The sequence below is a fragment of the Streptomyces sp. NPDC045678 genome, assembly GCF_056432085.1.
The window spans coordinates 135,970-160,296 of the sequence record NZ_JBWKJS010000014.1 but is presented as its reverse complement, the minus strand read 5'-3'; the positions used below and the strand labels follow the sequence as shown (position 1 = coordinate 160,296).

Sequence of the window (24,327 nt, the reverse complement as noted above, 5' to 3'; positions counted from 1 at the left end):
CCCCTATTGCGACGTCGTACCGACGGCGGGTAGACCACGGTTCAACGAACGCCGTACACCGACGAGAAGCGTCCTCCTCACCGAGGGCGGATTGTCCTGGGTGACGGCAGGCGAGAGGCGGAGCCGTGACCCGACGTTCCTTCGATGCGGACCGTTCTTTCGGTACGGACCGTTCTTTCGGCTCCCGTTGGGACGTGGAGGCGGCTGTCGCCGAGGGCAGCGGTTCCGCCTGCCGGGCCGAGGGGAGCCGACGTCTGCGGGACGCGCTGCGCGCGGGCCCGGTCGTCGCGGTGGTGCGGGGAGAGTCCGGGACGGGCGTGTCCCGTCTGGTGGACGAGGTCCTCGGGGAGACGGAGTTCGCCGGGTGGACACAGTTGCGCGGGACGTGCCAGTGGCCAGGGAGGGCAGGGTGGGGCGGCCTCGACGTCGGCCGGGACGCTGCTGCGCCGAGGGGGGCAGGTGCTATCGCTCCGAGTGAGGCGGGCACGGGCACACCGAGTGAGGCGGGCACGGGCGCACCGCTCGACGCGACCGACGAAACCGCGCCCCGTGCAGCCGCGGGCACCGTACCCGGCGGAACGAACGTGACCGCACCCGCCGAGGAGGGCATCACCACGCCGAGTGAGGCCCTCGCTGCCGCGCCCGGCGAGACCGAAGTATCCGCACTCGGCAAGGCCGACGTCGCCGCACTCCGCGGGGTCAAGGTCGCCGCACTGCGCGGGGCCGACATACCTGCGCCCGGCGAGACCGGCCTCGCCTCGCCGAGAGAGGCCACCGTCGCCGACCCCAGCGAGGTCGACGCAGCCGCGAAGATCGCTGCGGCGCCCGAAGTTCGGAGTGGCAGCGCGCCAACTCGTCCCTCCCTCTCCCCCGCCCACGATGTCACGCACCTGCCGTCCGTCCCGCCCGGGCCGGGCACGCGCTCGTCCGTCGCCGCCGTCACAGAACCACCCGGCGACGATGCCCTCGCCCCCATAGCGGACGCCCTCGCCGGGATGCCGTGCCGTCCCGGCGGCCCAGGGCGGTCCCTTCCCGCCGTCGCCGGGATCGTGGGACTCCTCGTACCCGAGTTGGCCGAGCAGTTGCCGGAACCACCCGCGGCTGCGGCCGACCCTGCGTCACGGCGTGCGCTGTTGCCGCGTGCTGTCGCGGCTTTGCTGGCGGGGCTGGGGGACGCCGTCCTGGTCGTGGAGGACGTCCACCACGCCGACCCCGCCACCCTCGGCCTGCTCCATTACCTGATGAGCGCGATGCCGCCCCGGCTGCGGCTGATCGTCACCGAGGAGGCGGCGCCCGGCCTGCCGCTCTTCGGGGTCGGCTTGGCGGTACGGGCCCCGGTGGCGGAGATCGACGTCCGGCCCTGGGCGTACGGGGAGACGGAGGAGTTCGTACGCCGGTGGCTGCACGTCCACCGTCCGCAGCACGTCGAGGAGCTGCACGATCTGGTCGTGCTGGTGCACGAGTGGACCCGCGGCCTCCCGGAGGTCGCCGAGGCCCTGTTGCGGGCCACCGAAGAACTGCTGCACGCTCGGGCGGAGGGCGGCCGACGCGCGCCCTTGGGTGCGGTCGACAGCCGGACGGTGCGGGACATCGGGAGCGCCGGTCCGCCGATGACGGCGGGAGGAAACAGCCGTCGGGAAGGCGACGCACGGCACGCACCGCACACACCCCACACACCGCACGCACCGCACGCGCGGGCCGACGGTGCCGACGCGTACGGCACACCCCAAGAGCCGACCGCCGTGGACGGCATCGGCGCGCCGGAGACAGCGACGGCATCCGGAAGCGACCACGCGCCGCCGGCCGCGGACTCCGTGCTCGCGGCCGTGCGGTCCGTGGGCGTTCCGCCGCCGCTCCGGCGCGACTTCGCACTGCGGTACGCCCGCCTCGACGACGACGCCCTGCGCGTCGTCGAGGCGGCGGCGGTGCTCGGCCGCCCCGTGCCGGTCGCCGTGCTCGCCGAGGTGGGTGACGTCGCCCCCGACCGCGTCGGGGCGGCCGTGGAGACGTGCCTGCGACAGGCCGTGCTGCGGGCCGACGGCCCCCGCCCCGTCTTCCGCCATCCGCTGGACCGCCGTGCCGCGCTGGCGCGCACGCCCGGCCCCCGGCTGGCCCGGTTGAGTCTGCGCGCCGCGCGGGCGCTGCACCGGGGCGGTGACGGTCCGCTGCCGCTGGTCGACCTCGCCCGGCTGTACCGGGCGGCCGGACGCGTACGCGAGGGGGTGCGCTGCCTCGTCGCCGCGGCCGACCGGGCCGCCACGACCGGCGACTACTCCACCGCGACCAGCCTCTACACGCGCGCCGTCGACGAGGACCCACGCGCCGAAGGCCGCATCCGCACCGCCGCGAAACTCGCGCGCACGGCCCAACTCGCACGCGCCGACGGGCGTGTGGTCGCCGCGGTACGGCGCGTACTCGACGAGGACGCCCCGCCGCCCCGGCTGCGCGGCGAGATCCGGCTGCACCTGAGCGTCGTGCTCCGCAACCAGAGCGGAGGGGCGCTGGACAGCCTGAACGAGGTGGCCCGGGCCATCCCCGACCTCGAGCTGACGGATCCGCAGACCGCCGCCCGCGCCATGGCGGTCGCCGCCATCCCGTCCATCAAGGGCTGGCCCGTCGACCGTCATCTGCACTGGCTGGACCGGTGCGAGGCGCTCGACGGCCAGGTCACGGAGCCGGGTGCCCGCGCCGCCATCGCCGCGAACCGCGCGACCGCGCTGATGCTGCTCGGCGATCCCCGCGCCTGGACCGCCGCGGACGCGCTGCGCGGTCCGGCCGCGACCGCCATGGAAGCCGCGCACCACGCGCGCGGCTGGACCAACCTGGCGCACGCGGCCACCGCACTCGGGTACGACGCGCGGGCCCGCGAGTTCCTCGCGCGGGCCGCCCACGGCCTCGCCGATACCAGCAGCCCGTACCTGGAAGGGCTCACGCAGACCGCCCAGTTGGTGCTCGGCTGGCACGAGGGGCGGTGGGACGGGCTGTACGCCGCGGCCGACCGCACCACGCGGCTCTACGCGGAGATACCCGACCTGACCGCCGAGGCCATGCTGGTCCGCGGGCTGACCGGGCTGCACGTCCTCGGCGACGTCCCGCAAGCCCGACGCGACCTGGCGGAGGCGGCCCGGACCACCCGTTACGACACCGGCGTCATCCTCACCGCCGCAGCCGCCGCCACGGCCCGCGTCCATCTGGAGGCGGGACGCCCCGGCCAGGCGTGCGAGGCGGTGGAGGAGACCTTGCACCGCCTGGAGCGCACCGGCGGCTGGGTGTGGGCGGGCGAGGTGGCGCCCACCGCGGTGGAGGCCCTGTACGGCAGCGGGCAGGGTGGGCGGGCCCGACGGCTCGTCGCCGAGTTCGACGCGGCGACCGAGCCTCTCGACGCGCCCGCGGCCCGCGCCGCGCTGACCATGTGCCGGGCGCTGCTCGCCGAGGCCGACGAGCGGCCGGGCGACGCCGTCGGCCTCTGGGAGGACGCGGAGGTGCGGTGGCGCGGGCTCGGCCGGCCCTTCGACGCCGCGCGGGCGGCCGAGGCCCGAGGGCGCTGCCTGCTCGATGTGCCCGGCCGGGCGCGCGACGTCGCTCCGGCGGCCGGCGTCATCCAGGACGTCGTCGAGGCCTATCGCGAACTGGGCGCGCGCTGGGACGTCGCGCGCTGTCAGCGGTTGCTGCGCCGCCACGACATCGTCACCACCCACCGCCGCGGCCGCCTGGGGTACGGCGACCAGCTCTCGCCCCGCGAGCAGGAAGTGGCTCAACTCGTCGTGCAGGGGCGGGCGAACCGGGAGATCGCCGAGAGCCTGGTGCTGTCGACCCGGACCGTCGAGCACCATGTGGCGCGCATCATGCGAAAGTTGAACGTCGCCTCCCGGACCGGCATCGCTCTGGCCGGTCGTACGGGCGAGGACAGCTTTCCGGAGAGAGGCACACGCGCCCGCGGCGTCCCGTACGCATCACGCCCACCACGTACCTGAGCGCCGCGCTTCCGCGCGCGATGCGGGGCGTGTTACGACCATGGCTGGGATCACCTAGTGAGCACGGGCCGAGTCAACCTGGTCCCTCGTCAGGCCCTTCACGTCACGCAGTTCCGCGCCGCGCAGGTCCACGTCGTTCAGTTCCGCACCGCGCAGGTCCGCGCCGCTCAGTTCCGCACCGCGCAGATCCGCGCCGCGCAGGAACGCATCGCGCAGATCCGCATGGCCCAGGAACGCGCCGCGCAGGTCCACGTAGCGCACGTTCGCGTCGCGCAGGTCCACGCTGCCCATGTCCGTGTTGCTCAGGTCCGCCTCGCGCAGGATCCCTTCGCGCAGGTTCGCTTGGTTCAGGTTCGCGGCGTGCAGGTTCGCCCGGTTCAGCTCCGTGCCGTGCAGGTCCGCTCCGCTCAGTTGCCCGCCGTGCAGGTCCGTGTCGCGCAGGTCCGCGTCGCTCAGGTCGATCGATGTTCCCCCTGTGCCTGGGGCGAGGAGGCCGGGGAGCTTGGCCCCCTGGAGAACCGGGCGGAAGGTGTCGTCACGGGTTGCGTCGCGGTTGGCGAGCACGGTGAAGGCGGCCTGGACGTCGGCGGGGATGCCCTGGTCTTTCGCCGGGGGGTTGGCGGCGTGGGTGCGGATGTAGGTGGCGAGGACGTTGGCGATGGTGGGTTGGTCGCGGCGGGAGTCCTGCATGATTCGCTGCAGGGCGTAGATGCCGCCCAACCGCACGTCCACCTTGTCCTCACCGAGGTTTCCCACCGCCGCCGTGTACCGGTCGGTGATCTGCCCTTCCTTGGCCAGCGCCCGGTCCTCCCGCGCCTGGGTGTTGGCCTGCTGGGCGTGCTCATTGGCCTGTCTGGTCTGCACGTTCGAGTACCAGAGCCCCACCACCGCCACGACAGCGGCGACCACGACGGTGAACAATTCGACCCGGCGCGCCCAGTCCATGCCCTCCGGACGTCCCCCCGGAGCAGGAGCAGGAGCGGGATCGGGAGCGGGAGCGGGAGCGGGAGCGGGATCGGGGGCAGGGGAAGTGTTCGGTGGCCGGGTGGAGCCTGCTCCCGGGCTGCTGGCGGCCCTGGCTGTGAGGCGGGTGGTACGGCGTAACCGTGGGCGGCGGGCAGGCGTAGAAGGCATACCTGTATTCGATCTCACCTTTCCGTGCCGGCGCAGCGATTCGGCTCCATGAAGCCAAGGCGGAAAGGACGCTCCATCAGCTCTGCTGTCGTTGCCCCAGTAGGCGGGCCTGTTCCTTCTTCAGCACGGAGAATCCCTGGCGCGCGTAGGCGGCAAGCTCCTCGCTGGGGAACGACACCACCGAGAGGTGCTGATCGTGGTTTCCCTGCGCCCACCGGGCAGCTGTGATCTCGTAGCCCGACACATGCGCGCACAGCTGGAGCAGAAGCGGCGGCATCTCTGGTTCGCTCAACAGGTCCGCGTGCTTGATGACCAGGTCGCGCATGGCCTGGATGTTCGGCAGAAAGACGGTGGTCACCCACAGCCGCCACTCGGTGCGCTCTTCCGCAGTGGGCGGAGTCTCATGAACGAACGGTGACGTTCCGCCAGGGCGAGCATGACGTTCCAGGAACGCGCCGAAGGTGCGGCTGTTGGCTTCCGTAAGGGCGAACAGGGGCCCATAGAAGTCGCCGAGCTGGCGATTCACGCGGGCCAGTTGTTCCTGCCGCTGCGACAGGCGCAGGCCGTTGAGGTAGGTGACGACGTAGCCGACGAACGCCACCCCAATGGTGACGACCACTGCGGTCATGAGGGGCGATGCTAGCGGGCACGGCCTCCCCTCGTTGGACGGCCGTGGCGGCCTTACGTTTCATAGCGGTGGTGGACTCTGCGGATCCCGCCGGGGTCTGCGGCGGCGAGAGCGGACGGGCGGTATACCCCGCACCAGCGGCTCGCGGGCACCAGCGGCTCGCGGGCACCAGTACGGCCCTTTGGTCGAAGTGGCGCGCGGTCAAGAACAATCTGAGCGGTAGGCGAAGGGCCTGTCGGAGCAGCTGGTGCATTCGAACAGGTAGATGCCGCCCATGTCGCCGAGCATGAGCCCAGGGGGGCATTGGACCTCGGTGCGTTGTTCGTATGGAAGGTCCCAGATGGTTCCCGTGGTCGGGGCGTCCTCGATGGGCAGCCAGGTGCGCCAGCTCGCGCCGTCGAACTCGCTGCTGCTGATCGTCAGGAGATGCTCCATGCGCTCACGGCATCCCGGGCACACAGGCCAGTTGGGCTCCTGTGTCCACGTCGGATACCCGCCGACCTTGACGCCGTCCGACACGGAGAGGTGGGACCAGTAGGACCAGCCGGTTTCCTCCTCCAGCTGTTCGAACCTGGCTTCGAGCGCGTCGGCGACCTCGTCCGGGAGGTCCCAGTTGGGATAGTCGGTGACACGCTCGGGGTGCAGGACGCACGGGTCGGGAAGGTAGTCGTTGCCAGCGCCGGTCGGGCGGGGCCGGTCGGCCGGCCGCAGGTCGCTCAGGGAGCCGTCTCGCCAATAGATCTCGGGGCGGGGAACGTAACCGGCCTCGTGATCGAAGGGGCACCACAGCACCTGCAGCAGATCCGTAGCGCTGGGGAAGGCCAGGTCAGGCACGTCGGCCGCGAAGAGCTGGAGGACCGGGACGAGCGGGATCGGTCCCTGGCCGGGAGGGGAGAACGCCGTGCGCGGGTGGTCGTCCTCACAGTGGGGCCAGGGCTCCGAGAGCGGCCAGAGCACGGGTCCGCCGAGCGAGCTTTCCCGCGCGCTCGGATCGCCGAGGCGCGGATGCAGGCGAACGGCCGTCTTCCGATAGCCGGCCACCTCAGGGAACAGCGTCTCGACATCGAGCGGACGTGGCGGGGTGGTGCGCGCCATCGGAGTACTCCTCACAGACCAAAGCGTTGCCTCGGCCGCGGCCGAGGCCGCGGTGGGCCGAGAGTAGACGCACGGCCGGTCGGATCCAGCAGCAGGCCCCGTTCTCGGTCACGAAGCAGGCCCCGTTCCCGGTCACGAAGCAGCGCACGGTCGGCCCCGACAGCACCCGAGATCACGAGAACCCCGGCGCCACAACCGGCGCCACAACCGGCGGCGCCAGGCCGAGAAGTCCTTGATCGCCTGCAGCTGCTCAACCTGGCGAGCCTTGCGGTCGGCGACGCTCTGGCGGCGTTCCTCCAGCCGTTCAGCGGAACGCTGAGTGGCACGTTGGGAGAGCGCGGTCAGACCGCCGCCCAGGAGGACGCCTACGAGCGAAAAGAGCGGTGCCCACACTCCGGTCGCCACGCGCCGCTCCCCTACGACAAGTCCTTGCGCATTGTCGTGCACACCGTTTCATAGCGACGCAGTGTTCCATCCGGGGCCTGCTCGTCCCACGCGTCCGGCCGGCGATCGTAGGCGAGGTAGCCGAGGCGTTCGTAGAGGGCGCGGGCGCGTGGGTTGTTGTCCTCCACGCCCAGCTCCGCCCGCCGCAGCCCGCGGTTCAGGATGCGCTGCTCCGCGGCTGAGATGAGAACGGTGCCGATGCCGCACGACTGCAGTGCGGGGTGAACAGCCAGTTGCCACAACGTGCCCGCCCCTTGGCCGGCGCGGTAGTCGACGCCGCCCATGGCGATCGGGATGTCACTGCGGGCACAGACGGCCAGATAGTCGACTTCGCCGTACCGCGCGCGCTCCAACTGCCGTGCGACGTTGGCGAGGTGACAGGCGCTTCCCGCCCAGCCGCACGCCGCCAGATCCGCGTGCGTCAGATCCCGCACGGTCAAACTCAACGCGACGTCGATCATCAACACCCCTCCGACCTGTCCGACCTGTCCGACCTGCCACGGTCCACCCCGGCAGAATCTGCAGCAACTCAAATTCCCCTGCTGTCCCGTCACCGCACCGGAACACTGGACACAAGGCGGTCTGCCCCTGGAACGGGCGGCCAGGCCTGAGTCCGACTCACGGCCCCGATGTCGGCGGCACGGCCGGGTCCGCCGCTAAATGCCTCGACAGCAGGTGCGGTGATCGGGGACGCTTCGCGCGATGACCAGAATCGACGACACACCGCCCGCGTGGGACGAGCGCACGCAGCTCACCACCTTCCTCGACTACACACGGGAGAGCGCTCGCGCCAAGTGCGAGGGCGTCTCGGCAGAGAACGCCCGCAAGGCGCTCCTGCCGGGCTCACCGCTGATGACCATGAGCGGAGTGATCAACCATCTCCGTTGGGTCGAGTACTACTGGTTCCAGGTGGTCTTCCTCGGCGAGGAGGACCAGGGCCCCTGGACCGAGGAAGACCCCGACCGCGAGATGCGTATCGCCGTCGACTTCCCGCTCGCGCAGTTGCTCGACGAATACGCCGAACACAGCGCCCGCTACCGCGAACTGGTCGCCAAGAACGACCTGGACAAGCGGGCCGAGGGAACCGTCCGCGACGGTCTCCACGTCGACCTGCGCTGGATCCTCCTCCACCTCACCGAGGAGACAGCCCGCCACAACGGCCACCTGGACATCCTGCGCGAGATGCTCGACGGCACGACCGGCAACTAGATCCGCCGGAGAGCACGGGCGGAGCCAAAATCGGATCGAGGCAACCGTGACGGTGCCGCGGCCAACACGGATGCGCTCCATGACGGAACGGGCTGCGGCGCGTCGCCCGCCGGCCCAGCCTGATCAGCAGGGCCGACGGGCGGGCGGCATCCGCCCTCGCCGTCAGCGTCGATCTTGCAGGTGAGGCCGCGGCGGGAGCGTCCGAGCCCCTCGTCGGGGCAGGCCTGCCGGGGCGTTGTTCCTCTCCCGGCCCCTGAGGGCGTCGCTTGCGGATCTGGTAAGGGCGACCTACCCGACACGCTCGTGATCTATGAACGCGGTCAACACGTCCACAGTCGCGTCGGGCTGCTCGTCGGGAATGAAGTGTCCGGCTTGTGGAATGAAGACGCCCGTCGCGTTCTCCGCCCACGGGCTGATGGAGGCGGCCATGTCGGGGATCGAGCCGTGGGAGCTGGAGATTCCCAGGACCGGGACGGTCAAGTTCCCTCGTCCGAGAGCGTCATGATTTCTACGCGCTGATTCCGCGGCGTCGCGGTAGTAGGCGAGAGACGCTCGGAGCCCACCCTCGGCCGCGATGGCGGCGGCGTAGTGGTCGATCTCGGCGTCGTCGAATGTGTTCGGGGACAGAGCTTTGACCTTCAGGAACCAGCCGACGTAGTCACGCTCGCGGCCGGTGAGCAGGGTCTCGGGCAGTTCGGGCACCAGGTGGAACGCGAAGTGCCAGGTCTTCCAGGCCCGGTCGGGATCCGTTGGGATGGAGTCCGGGAGGGTGACTCCGGGAATGCCGGCGTCAAGCAACGCGACGCCGTGCAGGCGCTCTTCGTACTTCAGGGCCAGCGAGAAGGCGACCCAGGCCCCGATGTCGTGGGCGGCGAGCCAGTACTTCTGCACGTTGAGCGCGGTCAGCGCGGCCTGGACACGCGAAGCGACGGTGTGCGTGTCGTAGCCCCCTTGAGGTCGGTCGGAGTGGCCCTGCCCCGGCAGGTCGATCGCGATCACGTGGAATCGCTCGGCGAGGCCGGGCATCACCTTTCGCCAAGCCCACCAGGTTTGCGGGAATCCGGCGAGCAGGACGACGGTGGGACCGGCCGCCCGGCCACCTTCCACGGCGTGCAGTCGGATTCCTTCCGCGTCGACCCAACGGTGAGTGAAACCCGTGAGGTCGTGCAGCGGCAACCCGGGGACCGGGTTCTGGTCGCAGGAGCGGTTCGGAGCCATGGCGTCGTCGGTCATGCGTCGAACCTACTCCATCTTGAACTGGATAGTTCAAGATAAGGTGGGCAAGACCACAACGGCTGATCCGAGAACGAGGTGCATGCGTGATGGCCGGAAAGAAGCAGTTCGACGTGGGCATCGCACTCGACGCGGCGATGGTCCAGTTCTGGCGGGCCGGATACGCCGATACGTCTCTCGACGACCTCTCCAGGGCGACCGGACTGAACCGCAGTTCCCTCTACTCCTCGTTCGGCGACAAGGACTCGCTGTATCTGCGCTGCCTGGACCGCTATGCCGCACGGTACGGAAACAGGTACGACCAGGCGCTTTCACGTGCCTCCGAGGAACCGCTCCAGGCGCTACGGGCGTTCTTCGAGGTCACCCTGCGGCGCATCGCCGACCCCGAGGTACCCGATGGATGCCTGGTCGCCCAGACCGCGATGGCGGCACCGGTACTCAGCCCCGCCATCGCCGCACGAGCGATCGAAGCCCTGGGCGCTCAGCACGCGCGGCTGCGGACCGCCCTGGGCGCCGCGCAGTTGCCCGAGGGCGATGCCGACGACCTCGCTGCCCACCTCACGGCGGTCAACCAGGCACTGGCCGTGATGAGCAGGACCGGGGCGAGCGAGAAGCAGCTCCGCACCGTCATCGGCGTCAGCATGAGCGCGCTCTCGCACGCCTTGCATGCCCGGAACCGGTGATCCTGGTCCGGAAATACGTGTCGCCCCCTCGGCGCTCCGCCTTGAGCGGACTTGACCCTACAACCTGCACGCGGTGGTGTTCGTGGACCAGGTGGTACCGCCAGTAGGCGTCGAGGTCGCCATCGCTGACAGGTGCGCGGAGTTGAGAACGGCTTCGGAGCCGACGAGGCCCCAGCGGGCTCCGGTGATGTCGCCGGTCGCCGATGAGGGGCCGGCCGGCTCCCCCGATGGCCTGCGGCTGCCTCCCGGGCACGCGCGGCGCGCCCGGGGGCGTGGTCACATCACGGTGTCGGTCTGCAACGGGCCCGCGGTGATGCGGAGTGTGCGCACGCGGACCGGCTCTTCCTGGTCGAGATAGAAGATGTGCATGAACGGAGCGCGCACCACCCGGTCCGGCGCGCTCCTCCTGGCCATCGTGGCCTCGCCGCGCAGCAGGCGGACACCGTCGCTCGCGGTCCAGTACTCCAGGACCTCGTGGGCGATGTTCAGTGGCTCGTCGATCTTGACGAAGAATGCCTTGATGGCCTCGACGCCGTGGATGTGCTCGGTGCCGAAGAACATGTCGGTGTCCTCTGTCAGCGGCGCGAAGCCCTCACCGAACTCCAGGGTGTCGATGGCGTCCATGAACGTAAGGACCCAGTCGGGTACGGCTGTCGCGTGCGCGGTGTCGGGCATGGTGGTGGTCCCCTGATCAGGCTGTTGTGGGAAGGGAGGCAACAGGGGCGTCGGTCTCGGCGCTCATATCTTGTGTTCCCTCAGAGCGCGGTGCATGCGGTCACCAGACCCGTCCGTGGGCTGCTCCGGGTCGCGGGCGGTCTCCCACGACGTACTGTCCGGGCGTATGGACCCGCCATGCGGACGTGCCGCTCTTCACTCAACCGCCGAGCTTTTTCAGACGAGACCGTCGATCAGGGCCTCGAGGCAACGCTCTCCGTCCCGGGTCCGCGCGTCGGGGACAGTTGCCGCCTCTCCGATGCGGCCCTCGGCGGGAGTGCTGAAGAGCTGGCCGAACAGTTCCTTCGCCGTGCGCAGTCCATCAGTGGTGGACACCGCTGCGGCGTCCACCGCCTCGACCGTGGCGCGGGCAACGCCGGGCGCCAGGGCGGCGATGCGGACGGTCAGGGAGTCGACGACGTGGTCGAGCTCTGCAGCCGGCACGGCCCGGTTCACCCAGCCCGTCCGTTCCGCGGTCGGGGCATCGATCAGCTTGCCGCTGAGGATGATCTCCAGCGCGCGTGCGCGGCCCACGAGGCCGGGCAGGTAGGCGGCGCCTCCCGCGCCTGGGATATAGAGCTCGGTGACAACGGTCGACAACTGCTCGATCAGCTCTTCGACAAGTGGTCGCTTCCGGTGCTGGACGCCTTGTGCGATCGCCCCCGGCGTTTCAACGAGCTTCGCCAGCACCTGCCCGCCGTCACCCCGAAATCGTTGACGGCATGCCTTCGGCGGCTGGAACGCAACGGCGTGATCGAGCGAGTGATCCTGTCCACCGAGCCAGTGGCGGTCGAGTACCGCATCTCCCCCCCCTGGGGCGCACCCTCCAGGACCCTCTGCAGACCCTGCCGAGATGGGTGGGCAAGCACCTCGACACAGTGGAAATCCCCCGCTCTCGCTACGACCAGCGGCACACGCGCAGTTGAAGCCGAGGCCCACGCCGTCCGTGCCTGGTGAACGCGAGCGAAAACGGAACCATCGCGTCGTGGGAACGTCTTCCCCCAGAAGTTGATGTTCGGAGGAGGGGAGCCTCGGTGAAGAGCCGCGGACAGGGCCGAGATGCAGACACTTCCCCGGCCGGGGACGCGCCCTGGTGGGCCGGGCTCGGCCTGCCGGGTGGGGTGGTCCTGGTGGCGATCGGAGTGGGACTTCTACTCTGGCTGGTGTGGGGTGGCCGTACGACCACCGGCGACTGGTACCAGTACTACGGAGCCGCCAAAGTCCTGGCCATCGGCTGCGTCATCGCCGGCACCACACTCCTTGCCCGGCGCCGCGTGCGTGAGTAGGGGAAAACGTGCCGACACCTGCGAGCCCGGTCGCGCTCGTCACCAGATCATGACGGCGACGAAAACATGGACGGCCACCGCGACGGTGCTCCCGACGACTTGGCGTGGCTCGCGCCGCCCGAGCCCGATCGTCGCGTCCATCGCCTGGGAGAGGGCCGCACCCGACAAGCACAGGCCGGGACTAACGCCCGTGGCGAGAAACGGAAGGACGGCGGCGAGCCGCAGAGCGGAACAGCCTTCGCCGCATACATCCGCGCGTAGAAGACAAGGCCGACGCCGTCGCCGCCTTATGTGACGAGCACCGAAGGGCGTAGGGCGGCGACTACCGCGTAGAAGGCACCACCCACGGCGAGAATCGCGTTCAAGAAGAAAACAATGATCATGGCCCAAGTGTGCAGTTCCCGATGATCCAATCTCGTCCTGAACCAGCGGGCCGGACAGCCCAGTTGCGATCGAAAAGAGCCGCTTCCTCCTCGGGGAATGTCAGTTCTCACTGCCGGGCTGAGGGGTGGCTGCGGCCGATACACATGGGAGGGGCTATGGGGCGGGCAGCTTGCTGGGCGGTTCCCAGCCGCGTGTGAGGATGTCGAAGATCGTCTCGACGGCAGCTCGGCGGTCTTGCCGACCGCGCCCCCACTGGCCGGGCATGATGACCAACCCGAGCGGGCGGCGCCCACCTTCTCCGGCGAGGCGGGTCTTGCTTGTGAGCCCGCCTCGCGGGCCTCAGAGCCTCATCAGAGCGGTGACGTGGTGGGCTCCTGCGTCGGCCCGGGATCTTTGGGGCGCAGGTAGAGGTGCCCGCTACGTGCTGGCGAGCGTGGCAGGTCGTGGAATAGACGCTGACCATGCTCCGGTCGATCAGGCCCTCGGCATCGACGTCGGTCTGGACGGCCCGCAGATTCTCCGACACTCGTCCGCCACGCCCTGGAGCCACCTGCCCGACGACGTGCTTCGCAAGCTGCCCGGCGCCGCGCGCCGGGCAGCTTCGAGGTCACCGGTCAGTCGACCTCGCTCATCCGGGGCGCCTCGGCCGTCGACGCCGGCGTCACCGCAGGCCGTCCTCCCCGACGCCCCAGTACGCGCTCGACGGCCACGGCGGAGACGCAGAGAAGGGCGGCGAGCACGGAGAAGACAGGGAAGATCGTGGTGTCGCTCCAGACCGTGGCGCCGATGCCTACGAGGAGCGTGGGCGTGATGAGCGCGCCGTACGCGAGCAGGTAGAACATGGACATGACAGCTCCGCGCCGCTCGGCGGGAATGTGAGCGGTCAGGTGGCGCAGGGAGCCGCCGAAGGCGAGCCCGTAGGCGCCGCCCTGGAGTGCGACGGTGACGATGATGACGCCGGCGTTGCCGGTCGCGAAGCCGGCCACCCCGGCCAACATGAGCACGGCGAGCGCCGTGTCGCCGACGAGCGCGACCGTGCGGGCCGGGTAACGCGCGCTGACGACCTGGGCGCAGGCGGCGGCCAGGGTCACGGCCGCAATGACGACGCCGCCGAAGAACGGCCCGTCAACATGCGCCGCATGGGCGGCGATCGCGGGTTCCAGCGAGAAGCAGACCCCGAGCACGGCCCAGGCGGCACCGGCGCCGATCACGGCGAAGACGAAGCGTCCACGGATCTCCTTTGGCACGTGCGGGCGAGGGATTCCCAGAGGCGCGGCCCCGACCGAGGGGTGCGGCTCCCGCATCACCAGGAGGAGCACGAACAGGGCGAGGGCGATGAACGCATCAGCGAGGTAGGGCAGGAGCAGGGGATGGAAGCCTGTCTGGGCGAGGCCCGCGGTACCGAGCGCGGCGGCGGCGATGCCGACGTTGAACGCGATGGCGGTGAGGGTCCCGCTGCGGGCCGCCCGCTCGGGACTCACGTCCAGCAGAGCGGCCCCGCCGGCGACGACGATCGCACCGATCCCCAGACCGTTGAGCATCCGCGCCACGACGAGACGTCCGGGGCCCGCAGCGGAGAGGAAGACGGCCAGCCCGGCGAGCAGCAGCAGGACCGCGACGAGAAGCACGGGCCGACGGCCGTACCGGTCGGACAGGGGTCCGGAGACGAGGATCGCGACGACCGCGACAGCCCCGTACGCGGCGAAGATGATGGTGGTGAGGAAGGGCGGATAGTCCCACTCCTCGGCGTACAGGGAGTAGAGCGGTGAGGGGATGGCGGACGTCGCCTGCCCGAGCATGAGAAGAACGAGGAGGGTCGCATAGCTCCATGGCTGGGGACGTCGCCCCGGGGAGAGTGCCGGCACAAGGACTCCTGGGAAGTATGATGCGTGTCGTACTTCGTGGATGCTAGGGAGAAGTATGATGTACGTCAAACTTGGAGTTGTCTGATGCCACCCTGGGAGATCCCCTCCGACCAGCTGCCACCCGTCGCCCCGGTCCAGAAACTGCTGCGCGCACTCGCGGATCCCGTACGTCTGGAAATGGTCCGCCGACTGGCCGTGGACCCCGCCGCCGAAGCCCCCTGCTCGGACCTCTACGAGGGCCTGAACAAGTCCACAGCGACCCACCACTTCAAGATCCTGGTCGAGGCGGGCGTCCTTCACCCGGTCATGGTCGGCCCTTCGCGCGGGCACCGCCTGCGCCGCAGCGCCCTCCAGGAAGCGGCACCGGGTCTGCTGGACGCGTTGATGGCGGCGATGGCACGAGAGGGCTGACGGTTCTGGGACCTGACGCGGCAGCGCATCAGGGCCGGTCGTGATGGGGCATGCGAGTCGGTGCATCTCGTGACGCCGCCTGGCGGATCCCCTGGTCAGGGCCGTCATCGGTTCCCGTTGCCACCCGGTGCGGGCGGCTGCGGGTCTCGAGGGGTACCGGTCGGTGCGAGTGACCGGTACGCATTCGTCGCTGGGCGGGCCGCGGGTCTCTCCCGCAGTGCCGAGGCCCCGCAGGGCTCGCGGGACTTCCGTGGCAGCCCGCTCCGCGAGGGGGTTCAGGGGATCTCCCTGCCCCGAGGCGTTTTCCCCGGACGGCGGGCGTCCGGGAAGGAACTAAGGATGGGTGAGAGATGAAGTCCGTCGTTCGGACGGCTGCCGGCGGGCCCGAGGTCCTCCAGTTGGTCGATCGTCCGGTTCCCGAGCCCGGTCCCGGGGAGGTACGGGTCCGTGTGCACGTCTCGGGCGTCAACCCGACCGACTGGCGAAGCCGCCAACGCGCGCTGCCTCCGGGCATGGACGAGCAGGTGCCCCACCAGGACGGCGCGGGGGTGATCGATGCCGTCGGTTCGCAGGTCGATCCGGCACGAGTCGGACAGCGGGTGTGGATCTGGGAGGCCGCGTGGAAGCGGCCCTGGGGAACGGCACAGCAGTACACGCTCGTGGCCGACCGGCACGCCGTCGCGCTGCCCGACCATGCTTCGTTCGAACTCGGCGCCGCCCTGGGCATCCCGGCCCTGACCGCCCATCGCGCACTGACCGTGCACGACGGCGGACCGGGGCAGATCGCGCCCGGCACTCTGCGAGGCACGACCGTCCTGGTGGCGGGTGGCGCCGGCGTGGTCGGCAACGCGGCCATCCAGCTCGCCCGCTGGGGTGGAGCCCTCGTGATCACCACGGTCAGCAGCCCGGCCAAAGCCGCGCTGGCACACGCGGCCGGCGCCCACCACGTGGTCGACTACCGCGCACAGGATGCGACCGCAGAGATCCGCGCCCTCGCTCCCGAGGGCGTCGACATCGTGGTGGAAGTCGCACCCGGCACCAACGCCGCTCTCGATATGGCGGTGACCGCCCCGGGCGCCGTGATGGCCTACTACTCCGGCAGCGAAGACGAACAGCTCTCCGTCCCGGTGCTCTCCTCACTGGCGGCGAACCTGCGCTGGCAGAGCGTCTACGTCTACACCGTGCCGCCCGCCGCGAAGCAGCAGGCACTCATCGACGTCGCCGCGGCCGTGGACGCACGCGCCCTGCGCGTGGGCGAGGACGCCGGAATGCCACTGCACCGCTTCCCGCTGGAGCACATCTCCGATGCCCACACCGCACTCGAGCGGGGCCTGGTCGGAAAGGTCCTGCTCGACATCCCGTGACCGCGGGAACGGCCCCGCCTGTTCCCCGGAGCCACGTATCCCAGGTCCGTCCCTCGAAGTGGTCCAGGCCCGGGCCGTGCTTGAGTTCGCGACGGTCGTGCTCGATACACCAGCGCATCCTCGCGAACCGCACCAGGTCCGCGACCGGGGTGGGTGGTGGCGGGCAGGTTACTCATCCAGTAACCGGTCGGCGCCGCCTCACCCTCGTCCTGTGCGACCGGCAGGGTCCGTAGCGGCAGCACGCCGTCCCACCAACTGCGTCCGCCGGCCAGCGCCTGCGCGGTGCGCCGGACGACTTCGCCGGCAGGCCGCACCCGCAGCACCGCGAAAAGCGAGGTCATCGGCCCCTGCTGCCCCGACGCCAGGTCACCTCCTGGAGCGGGGTGCCGACATCGACCAGGGCGGACAGGGGCTGCGGCCGGGTGCGGTAGCAGGGTCGGGTGGGACCCACACCGGGACAGGCTTCAGGCCGGTCGACAGACGACGCCTTGACGAACTATCGGACGACGCGCCGTTTCTGTACGAGGCCGACACCAGCTACGTCCTCGACCCCAACGCACCCACCCCGCACGACAACCAGCTTCCGGAGCCGAGCCCTGCAAGGGGTGAAGGCGAGCCCGGCTGCCGGACCAAGAGGTACGCGTGTTGTTACGGCCCGGTCCGAGGGTTCTTCGTCCAGTCGGTGCGGGGACCCTTAAGGGTCAGACGCCGGGTCATGAGAGTGATGAATGCCTGGTTCAGATGGGCTTCGGCATGCTGGGGAAGCCGCTCGTAGTCGCGGCAGTTGCGGCGGGCGTTCATGATCCAGCCGAGTGAGCGCTCGACTTTCCAGCGTCGGGGCAGCACGACGAAACCGCGGGTTCCCCTGGGCCGCAGTACGGGCTGGGGCGACAACCACAGGTGGTCCGCGGTCCAGGCGGGCAGCAGGTCACGGGCGTAAGCGGAAAACGCCCAGACCTGGGTGATCCGAGGGTGGGTGAGCCGCAAGCGCCAAAGCAGGTCGCGGGCGATGATCTCATCGCGGACATCCCCGGCCGTCACCGTGATCATGACGGGCAGGCCCAGCGTGTCGGCCACGAGATGTCTTTTGCGCCCGTTGATTTTCTTGCCCGCGTCATAGCCGCGGCTGTCCCGGCCGACGGTGGAGGCCGCCTGCACCGACTGGGAGTCGACGATCAGCGTCACAGGGAACGGGCAGCGGCCCTTGCCCGTGGGGATGTAACGCCGCAGCTGGTCCCGGAGGAAGGTAATGACCAGGTTCGGTGAGACTCGCGCCAACTGCGTGGAGACAGATGATCAGGACGCGCACGCCCTGCACCTCGGCCAACTGACCGTTCTCACCGAATCCAGGCGACTTCTCATTCGACGTAGTTCGAGTGCAGCCCCAGTTGGAGTGCCGGTCGGAACCCGGGTCTTGCGGCTGCACATCGTGTCATCGATCGTCGTGCCCATGGAGATGCTGATGACCTGCCTGGTTTCACTGGCCAGTGTGAATATCGTGCTGGGTCTGGCGACCCGGCCGTGGAGGCGGTCGGTGGAAGCTCGGATGGTCCGGCAGGTGCGGGCTTGGCCGGGGCTCGACGCGTACCACGCGGACCTGCTGAGCACCTCCGAACCGTTGTGCTCGACCGACCACCAGGCCGGCAGAATGCTGCTGAACTCCTCTCGTGCGGCCTCGGTGGCCGTCCGTCTGATGAGTGAGGACAGGCTGCTCGACAGGCACGGCATGAAGCTGGCGGAGACTGCGGCTGAGCCATCCCACCCGGTCACCGCGGCAGCGTTTCGCGCCATCAGCCGGTACCAGACCGTCCACGACCGCCCGCGCGTCGGCGACATCGGCCGCGACCCCGCCTTCCAGACGGCCGTCCGCAGTCACCTGAACGACCTCTTCGCCCACGCCCCCGCCACCCGCCGCCACTTGGGCACTGCGATCAACAACTTGGCCCTCTGGTGCTACGGCCTCGGCGCGGCAGCCCCCGCCGTGCACGCCTTCTTCATACTGCGCCGCACCGACCCCAGCGACCCCTACGCCCTCCAGGGCTCCTTCGTGCTGGCCTCGCTCGCCTTCGTGGCGGCCCTGATCGTGCTCACAGCCCAGGCCGGCAACACGTGGCACCCCCTCGAAGGCTTGGAAACCCCCACCGAACTCAAAGAACTGGCCCCACCCCGCGAAGACCCGTAGACCTTGCCGAAGGCGCCGGGGAAACATCGGCCGACCACGACGGGAAAACCCCGTCGGCGAATAGGTAGCGGGGAACATCCGGAGTCACGGCCCGGGGCCGACTATGACCCGGGACGCTATCCGTGCCCTCGGAGCGCCAGCGCGAGCTGATCCTGGCGAACACGAACGACAGACTCGCCCCAGCAGGGGTGGTCCGCAGCCGTGTCAACGGGTGCGAGCCGAAGCTCATCGCCAACCAGACCGAGCTCGCCCTGGGGCCCTACGAAGCGACTGGATCGGATGAGACGCCAGCTGACTTCAGTGAGAACGGACACCAACTCGCTCACGCCGCCGACAGCGCGGCTCAGTGACGGAATCGCTAAAACCGGGATGAAAACGCCCCCACCCGGGGGGTCTCTGGCGGTCCTCGCCCACCCCGCGGCGTACAGCGGTCACGCCCGCGGCGTCGCGGCGCCGTGAACGTTGGCGGCGGGCTGACCTCGTCCGCAAGGGCTGCACCCACGGCGCCGTCCTTGTCGACGTCTCCTCCGGACCCGCATCCTGAATCGGCTTGAGGGGTAGACACGAAGCGCCACCTGCCTGCCCGCAGGCACGGTGCACTCACGCGCTGGGGGTGGAGCAGGTGCGACGGGTGGTCAATCTGCAATCCGTTGAGCAGAAGTTGTTGCTGCTTGCTCTCCTGTTCGTGGTCGGCGGGTCGATCGTCGCGAACCTCTTCGCGTGGGACGTGAAGTGGCAGATACCCCTCATCTATGCCGCACTCTATGTCCTGCTATCAGTCGTTATCGAGATCCGTGATCGTCAGGCCCCTACTGCTTCCACGCACTACCGCACCAGCGACGAATTCTTTCTGTCGTTCACGCACCGCCGAGCGACATGTCTACATGAGCTACGTGCGCAACACGCCGCCGCCAAACTTTCATTCCCAGGCCGCACAATGGCTGCGAGAGCACTACGAGGAGATGCACGGTCTTGCCAACTACCACGCCCGCGTGGTGACCATCAACAGCGGTGTCGACGCCGTCAATATGGCGATCATTGATGACACCGCGGTCCTGTTGCTCCTGACCGCGGATGGATCTTTCATGAGCGGACACAGCCTGGAGACGGCTGAAGCCGTCAACTCCTTCCGGGACTACTACAGGTCTTGGTGGGCATCGGCGGAGCCGCTGGAAACCTACGCGCAGCGGACTGACCTCATGTCTCCCGACCACTGAGCCTCACGGAACTGCGGAACGGGCCTCGCATGCTCCTCACCCTTGCTCCGCGCGTCTCCCGGACCTGCCCGCTTTCGCTTCCCACCCGTTGCATGCTCTTAGGTCATGGGCATGCAAAGAGGAGGCGCATGGTTACGGGTGCTCGTGTGCGCGGTTGCGCTGGGCGTGGTGGCGGTGTGGGGCCTGCCGGCGGTGACACGGAGCGATGTGGATCCGGTGGGGGCATGTATCGGCTTGGCGGGGCTCATCGTCTCCGGCTGGTCGGGGGGGATGTCCTGGCGGGCGCTGCGTCACCAGGAACGTGACGCGGTGGTGACGGCGGGCCTGCTGGCTCGAGCGGTGTTCCCAGGCCGAGAGCCGCGCACGGGCACAGCTGCTCGTTCTTGCCCTGCTGGAGAACCGCAAGCCCGAGGACCCCGTTCCGGTACGGCTGCCACTGACCTCCTGGTCCACGTTGCCTGCCCCAGCCGTCGGCGTCGGGCGCGTAGCCGCGAACCGTGATCCGGGCGCGGGAGCCCACGCCGTACGAGCGTGGGTATGCGGACACCTGGTCGACACCTACGCAGGGATCTCCTTCACGACCGCCGCCGCGTTGATGGATGCCGGGCTCACCCTTCCGGTACTGGACGGGCTGGATGAGATGGCCGCCGAGGATGCTCCCGGATACGGCTCCCCGGCCCGGCAGGCGCTGTCCATGCTCAACGCCTTCCAGCAAGGCCGCGCGAAGGCCAATATGGTGCTGACCTGCCGCAGCGAGCAGTACGAAGCGTTGGAAGCCGTCCAGGTGTGGGCTCAGGACGCCGCCCGGATCGAGATCACCCAGGTCAGCCCTGCCCAGGTCCGTCAGTTTGTGCACGGACGTGTGGCCGACATGACGCGCTGGGAGTGCCTGTTGGACGCCCTCGACCGGGCGCCGTCCGCGACGCTGGTGCGGGCGCTGTGCACTCTGGAGGCTGACCCTGGCCGTGACCACCTACGAGCAGCGTGATGCTGTCACGGGTGACTACGTGCGGGAACGCTCGACATCATGGACTCGCCGCACACCGTCGTCCGTGCCGAACTCATCGCCGCGCTCTTGTTCGGGCTCCCGGTCGGTGTCCTGTACGGGGCCATGGTGCGGCCCGCATTCGGGGTCCTGGCCGGCGTCGCGATGGGGCTGCTGTGCGGGCTCGGTGGGACGGGGACTCGCTATATCGCTCTTCTGGTGTGTACCCGCCGCGGTCGCCAGGCCCTGCCTTGGCGTCTACGCCGGTTCCTGCACTGGGCGACCGAAGCCGGCCTGCTGCGCGTTGCCGGCACCGCCTACCAGTTCCGCCACCGGGAACTCCAGGACTGGCTCGCCACCTTGCGAGCCGCGCCCCCGTGGCCCCGGGATCCGGCCCGGCGCGCTGTCGATTCCTTCGGGCACGATGGTGGAGGTGATGCCGCCCCGTGATGTGGGCACCGTCGCCCTGCGGAAGCGCCCGGACCGACCGTGACCACCGCTCCCGGCAAGGAGCGGTGGTCACGGGTGCGTGTGCGGGGTTACGGCAGGCGCACCGACTGGGCGTGCCGGAAGATGTCCTTCGGGTCCCAGGCCGCCTTCGCCTTCTGCAGGCGGGCGTAGTTGCCCTTGTAGTAGAGGCTGTTCCAGGCGGTCGACGAGGTGTTCCAGGCGGCGTCGCCGAGGTCCTTGTCGGGGTAGTTCACGTAGCAGCCGTCGTTGATGTCGTTCGGCACCGGGACGCCGCCGGTCTCCGCGTACACGTCCTTGTAGAAGTCTCGGATCCAGGCCAGGTGCCTGGCCTCGTCGGCCGGGTCGGTCCAGTACGTCTGGTACTGCAGCTTGAGCACCGAGTCGCGCTGCGGCACCGCGGTGTCACCGGGTTTGACGCTGTTGATGCGACCGCCGTACGAGTCGACCTGGAGCAGCGCGTCGCCGTTGCTGTAGTCGGAGCGCGTCAGGTGCTTGTACATCGCCTTGATCTGGGTGACGGAGAAGCCCTTGCGCGCGTACGCCGACTTGTACTTGCCGTACAGCGTGGGGTTGCCGCCGCTGAGGTAGTCCGTGGCGATGTACCAGGGCAGCGCGCGCGGCTTGGCGAACTGCGGCATGGCCGCGTGTTCGCCGGACCGCTGAGTCATGGCCCGGCGGGTGACGCCCACGCCCGCGGAGACCGCGGCCAGGTAGTCGTCCAGGAGGGCCTGCGCGTCGGGGACGGTGGCGTCCATCTGCGTGAGGAGGACGATCTCCGACCGTTCGGGGTTGGCGCGCTGGTTCAGCTTCAGCAGGCCGAACAGCGAGTTGTACTTGGAGTCCGGCGCGCTGTTCTGCTCGTGCCAGGTGCCCCAGTTCTGCAGGAGCCGGGTGAAGGACGCCTCGGTCATGTCCTTCCAGGGGAAGGCCGTGGCGTGCACGAAGACCTCGGAGGGAGGCTTCGGCAGCAGCTTGGACGGGTCGCTGCCGGTGGCGCCGGGCGTGCGCAGCCAGTAGCGGGTGATGAGGCCGAAGTTGCCGCCACCGCCGCCGGTGTGGGCCCACCACAGGTCCTTGAGCGCGGCGTCAGTGGAGTCGCGGGTCGCGACGACGGCCTTGGCCGTGCCGTTCTTGTCCACCGTGACGACCTCGACACCGTAGAGGTGGTCGACGGTCAGGCCGTGCAGGCGGGAGAGCAGGCCGTAGCCGCCGCCGGATATGTGGCCGCCCGCGCCGACGGAGGCGCAGGAGCCCGCCGGGAGCGTGACGCCGTACAGCTTGTAGAGCGTCTCGTAGATCTGGAGGTTGGAGGCACCGCCCTCGACCGCGAAGGCGTTCTTGGCGCTGTCGTAGTAGACCTGCGTCATCCCGGACATGTCGATGACGACCTGGACGTCCTTGTTGAAGACGAAGTCCTCGTAGCAGTGGCCACCACTGCGGACCGTCAGCCGCTTGCCGGCCGCCACCGCGTCCTGGACGGCCCGCACGGCCTGGGCGGTGGTGGTGACCAGGCGGACGTAGTCGGGCTTGGCGACCCAGCGCTGGTTGATGCCGCGGACCAGGTCGGGAAAGCGGGCGTCACCCGGGGCGACGGTGATGTAGTCGGGCGTGCCGACGGTGGTCTGCGGCCCGGTGGCGACGGTGGTCGCGGCCACTCCCCCGGGGTGCGCGGAGCTCTGGGCGGCCGCGGACGGGGCGGTGGTCAGGGCCGCTCCGCCGGCGACTGCGGCGGCGCCGGCGAGAAGGGATCTTCGACCTAACGCTCCGCCCTGATTCGCCGCACTCGAGTCGGTTGTCTTGTTTGTCCTTCTCATGGTCACACTCCACCAACGGGTCTGGCACCAAAGGAAGTTGAAGATGCATCGAACGATGATCGATCACGACAGTAGCCCAGCGGGACAGGGGTGACGCAATAGCTTCATTGAGAAAACTGTCCGAACTGCCGGTCACGCCATGGTTGATTGCAACATGTGCAACTATGCGCGGCCGAACGGCTGCTCACCCGCCTTCGCGGGACGCCCGTCGGCGAGTGTGACGCGGGCCGACTCGTGCGCCGGCGCCCCGTCCGCACCCACGCCCCGCCGGGACTCCGGGCCGACCAACTTGTCCGGCGGTCGAGCAGCCCATCCGGTCTGGAAGGAGATCGCCGCGCGCACCGTGAACAAGGAACGGGCCCGCTCCGGCGAGTCGACGACCGCGAGCAAGACGTCCACCCAGGACAAGAAGTCCCCCCCAGCGCGGCGGCGAGCGCTCGCACAGCGGCTCCCAGGGGCCGACGAAGCCTGGCTGCCGCAGGACCTGCACGTGGACGCCGGGGAACCACCCGCCGTCACCGCGCACGAAAACCGCACCGGCCAGGACGTCTCCGCCCAGCTGCGGGCCCGCCGCGACCAGCTGCGGCTCGAATGGGGCACCCGCGAGCAGGGCGGCTACACCGGCTGGCTCCAGGTCGCCGGCCTGGACAGCGGGACCAGTGAGGTCACGGTGCACCTGTCGTTCTTCGAGGAGGGGCACGACCCGGGTGAAGAGGCAGGCTGACGACGCCGAGGTCGGCGCGGTCGGTGCGTCCCTGTGCGGCCCCACACCCCCGCACCCCCTCGGCCCCGGCTTCGGCCCTGTCCGTCGCTCGGCCGCAACTGCCGCATCCGGCCGTCGAGCTCACGCTGGTAGAAGTCGATGAATCCGTCCGGGTCGGGGCCGGCGTTCTGCATGACCAGCCTGTCGAATCCCGCGTCCACGAACTTCTGCGCCACCTCGACGAACCGCGTGGGGTCCGTGCCGCAGGTGAACTTCTCCAGGATGTCCTCCTCGCGCGCACGGTCGTGGTCGCGGCGTCGAAGTTGACCGGGTTGGGCAGCACGCTCATGACCTTCCAGCCGGTCAGGGCCCATCGCGATGTCTCCAGGGCTGCCCTGGCCCCGGTGTGCTCGTCGGGCGCCCAAGCCATCGGCACCTCCGCGTACCGCGGACCGGCACCTCCGGCCTCCCGGTACTGCCGGACGATCTCGGGCTTGTCCTCCGTGGCGAACAGGCCGTCCCCCCCTGTTG

The 24,327-nt window shown here is 69.7% G+C and carries 20 protein-coding genes and 6 pseudogenes; 13 read left to right on the top strand and 13 right to left on the bottom strand.

Translation table 11 applies throughout. From position 1 onward, the window contains the following. Positions 1-194 precede the first annotated feature (194 nt). On the top strand, positions 195-3,974 hold the full coding sequence (locus AC07DO_RS37645; RefSeq protein WP_479066612.1) for a LuxR C-terminal-related transcriptional regulator: 3,780 nt from the start codon (positions 195-197) through the stop codon (positions 3,972-3,974). A gap of 54 nt (positions 3,975-4,028) precedes the next feature. On the opposite strand, the gene AC07DO_RS37640 is transcribed toward AC07DO_RS37645, so the two are convergent. From AC07DO_RS37640 to AC07DO_RS37625, 4 genes are all read right to left on the bottom strand, one after another. Next, positions 4,029-4,919 carry a pentapeptide repeat-containing protein gene (locus AC07DO_RS37640; protein WP_479066610.1) on the bottom strand — a complete coding sequence of 297 codons (891 nt, stop codon included), beginning with the start codon at positions 4,917-4,919 and terminating at the stop codon, positions 4,029-4,031. A gap of 265 nt (positions 4,920-5,184) precedes the next feature. Further along, on the bottom strand, positions 5,185-5,736 hold the full coding sequence (locus AC07DO_RS37635) for a hypothetical protein (protein WP_479066608.1): 552 nt from the start codon (positions 5,734-5,736) through the stop codon (positions 5,185-5,187). A gap of 201 nt (positions 5,737-5,937) precedes the next feature. Continuing rightward, positions 5,938-6,831: a YwqG family protein gene (locus AC07DO_RS37630; protein WP_479066606.1), complete on the bottom strand. Its 894-nt coding sequence runs from the start codon at positions 6,829-6,831 to the stop codon at positions 5,938-5,940. 416 nt (positions 6,832-7,247) lie between these two features. Continuing rightward, on the bottom strand, positions 7,248-7,736 hold the full coding sequence (locus AC07DO_RS37625; RefSeq protein WP_479066604.1) for a GNAT family N-acetyltransferase: 489 nt from the start codon (positions 7,734-7,736) through the stop codon (positions 7,248-7,250). A gap of 241 nt (positions 7,737-7,977) precedes the next feature. On the opposite strand from AC07DO_RS37625, the gene AC07DO_RS37620 reads away from it, so the two are divergent. Then, positions 7,978-8,484, top strand: a complete 507-nt coding sequence (locus AC07DO_RS37620; RefSeq protein ID WP_479066602.1) for a DinB family protein — start codon at positions 7,978-7,980, stop codon at positions 8,482-8,484. 288 nt (positions 8,485-8,772) lie between these two features. On the opposite strand, the gene AC07DO_RS37615 is transcribed toward AC07DO_RS37620, so the two are convergent. Further along, a complete protein-coding gene (locus AC07DO_RS37615; protein ID WP_479066600.1) occupies positions 8,773-9,717 on the bottom strand; it encodes an alpha/beta fold hydrolase in 945 nt (314 codons plus the stop codon). Positions 9,718-9,806: 89 nt separating this feature from the next. Between AC07DO_RS37615 and AC07DO_RS37610 the strand changes: the two genes are divergently transcribed. Then, positions 9,807-10,400, top strand: coding sequence for a TetR/AcrR family transcriptional regulator (locus AC07DO_RS37610; protein ID WP_479066598.1), 594 nt, complete (start codon positions 9,807-9,809; stop codon positions 10,398-10,400). Between the two features lie 276 nt (positions 10,401-10,676). Here the strand turns inward: AC07DO_RS37610 and AC07DO_RS37605 are convergent, their stop codons facing one another. Continuing rightward, a complete protein-coding gene (locus AC07DO_RS37605) occupies positions 10,677-11,075 on the bottom strand; it encodes a nuclear transport factor 2 family protein (RefSeq protein ID WP_479066596.1) in 399 nt (132 codons plus the stop codon). Between the two features lie 216 nt (positions 11,076-11,291). Further along, positions 11,292-11,804: an enoyl-CoA hydratase/isomerase family protein gene (locus AC07DO_RS37600; protein ID WP_479066595.1), complete on the bottom strand. Its 513-nt coding sequence runs from the start codon at positions 11,802-11,804 to the stop codon at positions 11,292-11,294. Between AC07DO_RS37600 and AC07DO_RS37595 the strand changes: the two are divergent. Then, positions 11,688-12,040 (top strand): annotated as a pseudogene (locus tag AC07DO_RS37595) (winged helix-turn-helix transcriptional regulator). The gene AC07DO_RS37600 and the pseudogene AC07DO_RS37595 overlap by 117 nt on opposite strands. 216 nt (positions 12,041-12,256) lie before the next feature. Next, the gene (locus tag AC07DO_RS37590) at positions 12,257-12,400 is read left to right on the top strand and encodes a hypothetical protein (RefSeq protein ID WP_479066594.1); all 144 of its coding nucleotides are present in this window, start codon (positions 12,257-12,259) and stop codon (positions 12,398-12,400) included. 618 nt (positions 12,401-13,018) lie between these two features. Here AC07DO_RS37590 and AC07DO_RS37585 read toward each other — a convergent pair. Together AC07DO_RS37585 and AC07DO_RS37580 are read right to left on the bottom strand one after the other, a co-directional pair. Then, positions 13,019-13,298, bottom strand: a pseudogene (locus AC07DO_RS37585) (IS5/IS1182 family transposase); the annotation flags it as partial. Positions 13,299-13,398: 100 nt separating this feature from the next. Beyond that, a complete protein-coding gene (locus tag AC07DO_RS37580; protein ID WP_479066592.1) occupies positions 13,399-14,583 on the bottom strand; it encodes an MFS transporter in 1,185 nt (394 codons plus the stop codon). A 150-nt stretch (positions 14,584-14,733) separates the two neighbouring features. Here AC07DO_RS37580 and AC07DO_RS37575 point away from each other — a divergent pair, with 150 nt between their 5' ends. Continuing rightward, a complete protein-coding gene (locus tag AC07DO_RS37575) occupies positions 14,734-15,060 on the top strand; it encodes an ArsR/SmtB family transcription factor (protein ID WP_479066589.1) in 327 nt (108 codons plus the stop codon). A 350-nt stretch (positions 15,061-15,410) separates the two neighbouring features. Continuing rightward, positions 15,411-16,424: an NADPH:quinone reductase gene (locus AC07DO_RS37570; RefSeq protein ID WP_479066588.1), complete on the top strand. Its 1,014-nt coding sequence runs from the start codon at positions 15,411-15,413 to the stop codon at positions 16,422-16,424. Positions 16,425-16,455: 31 nt separating this feature from the next. Here the strand turns inward: AC07DO_RS37570 and AC07DO_RS37565 are convergent. Continuing rightward, positions 16,456-16,878, bottom strand: a pseudogene (locus AC07DO_RS37565) (IS701 family transposase); the annotation flags it as partial. Between the two features lie 194 nt (positions 16,879-17,072). After that, positions 17,073-17,609: a transposase gene (locus AC07DO_RS37560; protein ID WP_479066587.1), complete on the bottom strand. Its 537-nt coding sequence runs from the start codon at positions 17,607-17,609 to the stop codon at positions 17,073-17,075. Positions 17,610-17,838: 229 nt separating this feature from the next. On the opposite strand from AC07DO_RS37560, the gene AC07DO_RS37555 reads away from it, so the two are divergent. The 4 genes from AC07DO_RS37555 (at position 17,839) to AC07DO_RS37540 (ending at position 21,258) form a co-directional block, all read left to right on the top strand. After that, positions 17,839-18,606, top strand: coding sequence for a hypothetical protein (locus AC07DO_RS37555; RefSeq protein WP_479066585.1), 768 nt, complete (start codon positions 17,839-17,841; stop codon positions 18,604-18,606). Between the two features lie 884 nt (positions 18,607-19,490). After that, positions 19,491-19,823 (top strand): hypothetical protein, encoded by a 333-nt coding sequence (locus tag AC07DO_RS37550; RefSeq protein WP_479066584.1) that lies wholly within the window; start codon positions 19,491-19,493, stop codon positions 19,821-19,823. A gap of 595 nt (positions 19,824-20,418) precedes the next feature. After that, a complete protein-coding gene (locus AC07DO_RS37545; protein WP_479066582.1) occupies positions 20,419-20,811 on the top strand; it encodes a hypothetical protein in 393 nt (130 codons plus the stop codon). 39 nt (positions 20,812-20,850) lie between these two features. Then, positions 20,851-21,258 carry a hypothetical protein gene (locus AC07DO_RS37540; RefSeq protein ID WP_479066580.1) on the top strand — a complete coding sequence of 136 codons (408 nt, stop codon included), beginning with the start codon at positions 20,851-20,853 and terminating at the stop codon, positions 21,256-21,258. A gap of 89 nt (positions 21,259-21,347) precedes the next feature. Here the strand turns inward: AC07DO_RS37540 and AC07DO_RS37535 are convergent, their stop codons facing one another. Next, a complete protein-coding gene (locus AC07DO_RS37535) occupies positions 21,348-23,093 on the bottom strand; it encodes an FAD-binding oxidoreductase (RefSeq protein WP_479066578.1) in 1,746 nt (581 codons plus the stop codon). Positions 23,094-23,382: 289 nt separating this feature from the next. On the opposite strand from AC07DO_RS37535, the pseudogene AC07DO_RS37530 reads away from it, so the two are divergent. After that, positions 23,383-23,560: pseudogene (locus AC07DO_RS37530) on the top strand (plasmid stabilization protein); the annotation flags it as partial. After that, positions 23,554-23,808: pseudogene (locus AC07DO_RS37525) on the top strand (SRPBCC family protein); the annotation flags it as partial. The pseudogenes AC07DO_RS37530 and AC07DO_RS37525, both read left to right, overlap by 7 nt. Before the next feature lie 89 nt (positions 23,809-23,897). Here AC07DO_RS37525 and AC07DO_RS37520 read toward each other — a convergent pair. Beyond that, a pseudogene (locus AC07DO_RS37520) lies at positions 23,898-24,319 on the bottom strand (LLM class oxidoreductase); the annotation flags it as partial. Between the last annotated feature and the right edge of the window lie 8 nt (positions 24,320-24,327).

Coding starts and splice junctions, on each gene's coding strand:
- AC07DO_RS37640 (WP_479066610.1), bottom strand. CDS start 4,919: ATGGACTGGGCGCGCCGGGTCGAATTGTTCACCGTCGTGGTCGCCGCT.
- AC07DO_RS37635 (WP_479066608.1), bottom strand. CDS start 5,736: ATGACCGCAGTGGTCGTCACCATTGGGGTGGCGTTCGTCGGCTACGTC.
- AC07DO_RS37630 (WP_479066606.1), bottom strand. CDS start 6,831: ATGGCGCGCACCACCCCGCCACGTCCGCTCGATGTCGAGACGCTGTTC.
- AC07DO_RS37625 (WP_479066604.1), bottom strand. CDS start 7,736: ATGATCGACGTCGCGTTGAGTTTGACCGTGCGGGATCTGACGCACGCG.
- AC07DO_RS37620 (WP_479066602.1), top strand. CDS start 7,978: ATGACCAGAATCGACGACACACCGCCCGCGTGGGACGAGCGCACGCAG.
- AC07DO_RS37615 (WP_479066600.1), bottom strand. CDS start 9,717: ATGACCGACGACGCCATGGCTCCGAACCGCTCCTGCGACCAGAACCCG.
- AC07DO_RS37610 (WP_479066598.1), top strand. CDS start 9,807: ATGGCCGGAAAGAAGCAGTTCGACGTGGGCATCGCACTCGACGCGGCG.
- AC07DO_RS37605 (WP_479066596.1), bottom strand. CDS start 11,075: ATGCCCGACACCGCGCACGCGACAGCCGTACCCGACTGGGTCCTTACG.
- AC07DO_RS37580 (WP_479066592.1), bottom strand. CDS start 14,583: ATGCTCGGGCAGGCGACGTCCGCCATCCCCTCACCGCTCTACTCCCTG.
- AC07DO_RS37575 (WP_479066589.1), top strand. CDS start 14,734: ATGCCACCCTGGGAGATCCCCTCCGACCAGCTGCCACCCGTCGCCCCG.
- AC07DO_RS37570 (WP_479066588.1), top strand. CDS start 15,411: ATGAAGTCCGTCGTTCGGACGGCTGCCGGCGGGCCCGAGGTCCTCCAG.
- AC07DO_RS37550 (WP_479066584.1), top strand. CDS start 19,491: ATGAGCTACGTGCGCAACACGCCGCCGCCAAACTTTCATTCCCAGGCC.
- AC07DO_RS37545 (WP_479066582.1), top strand. CDS start 20,419: ATGGATGCCGGGCTCACCCTTCCGGTACTGGACGGGCTGGATGAGATG.
- AC07DO_RS37540 (WP_479066580.1), top strand. CDS start 20,851: ATGGACTCGCCGCACACCGTCGTCCGTGCCGAACTCATCGCCGCGCTC.
- AC07DO_RS37535 (WP_479066578.1), bottom strand. CDS start 23,093: ATGAGAAGGACAAACAAGACAACCGACTCGAGTGCGGCGAATCAGGGC.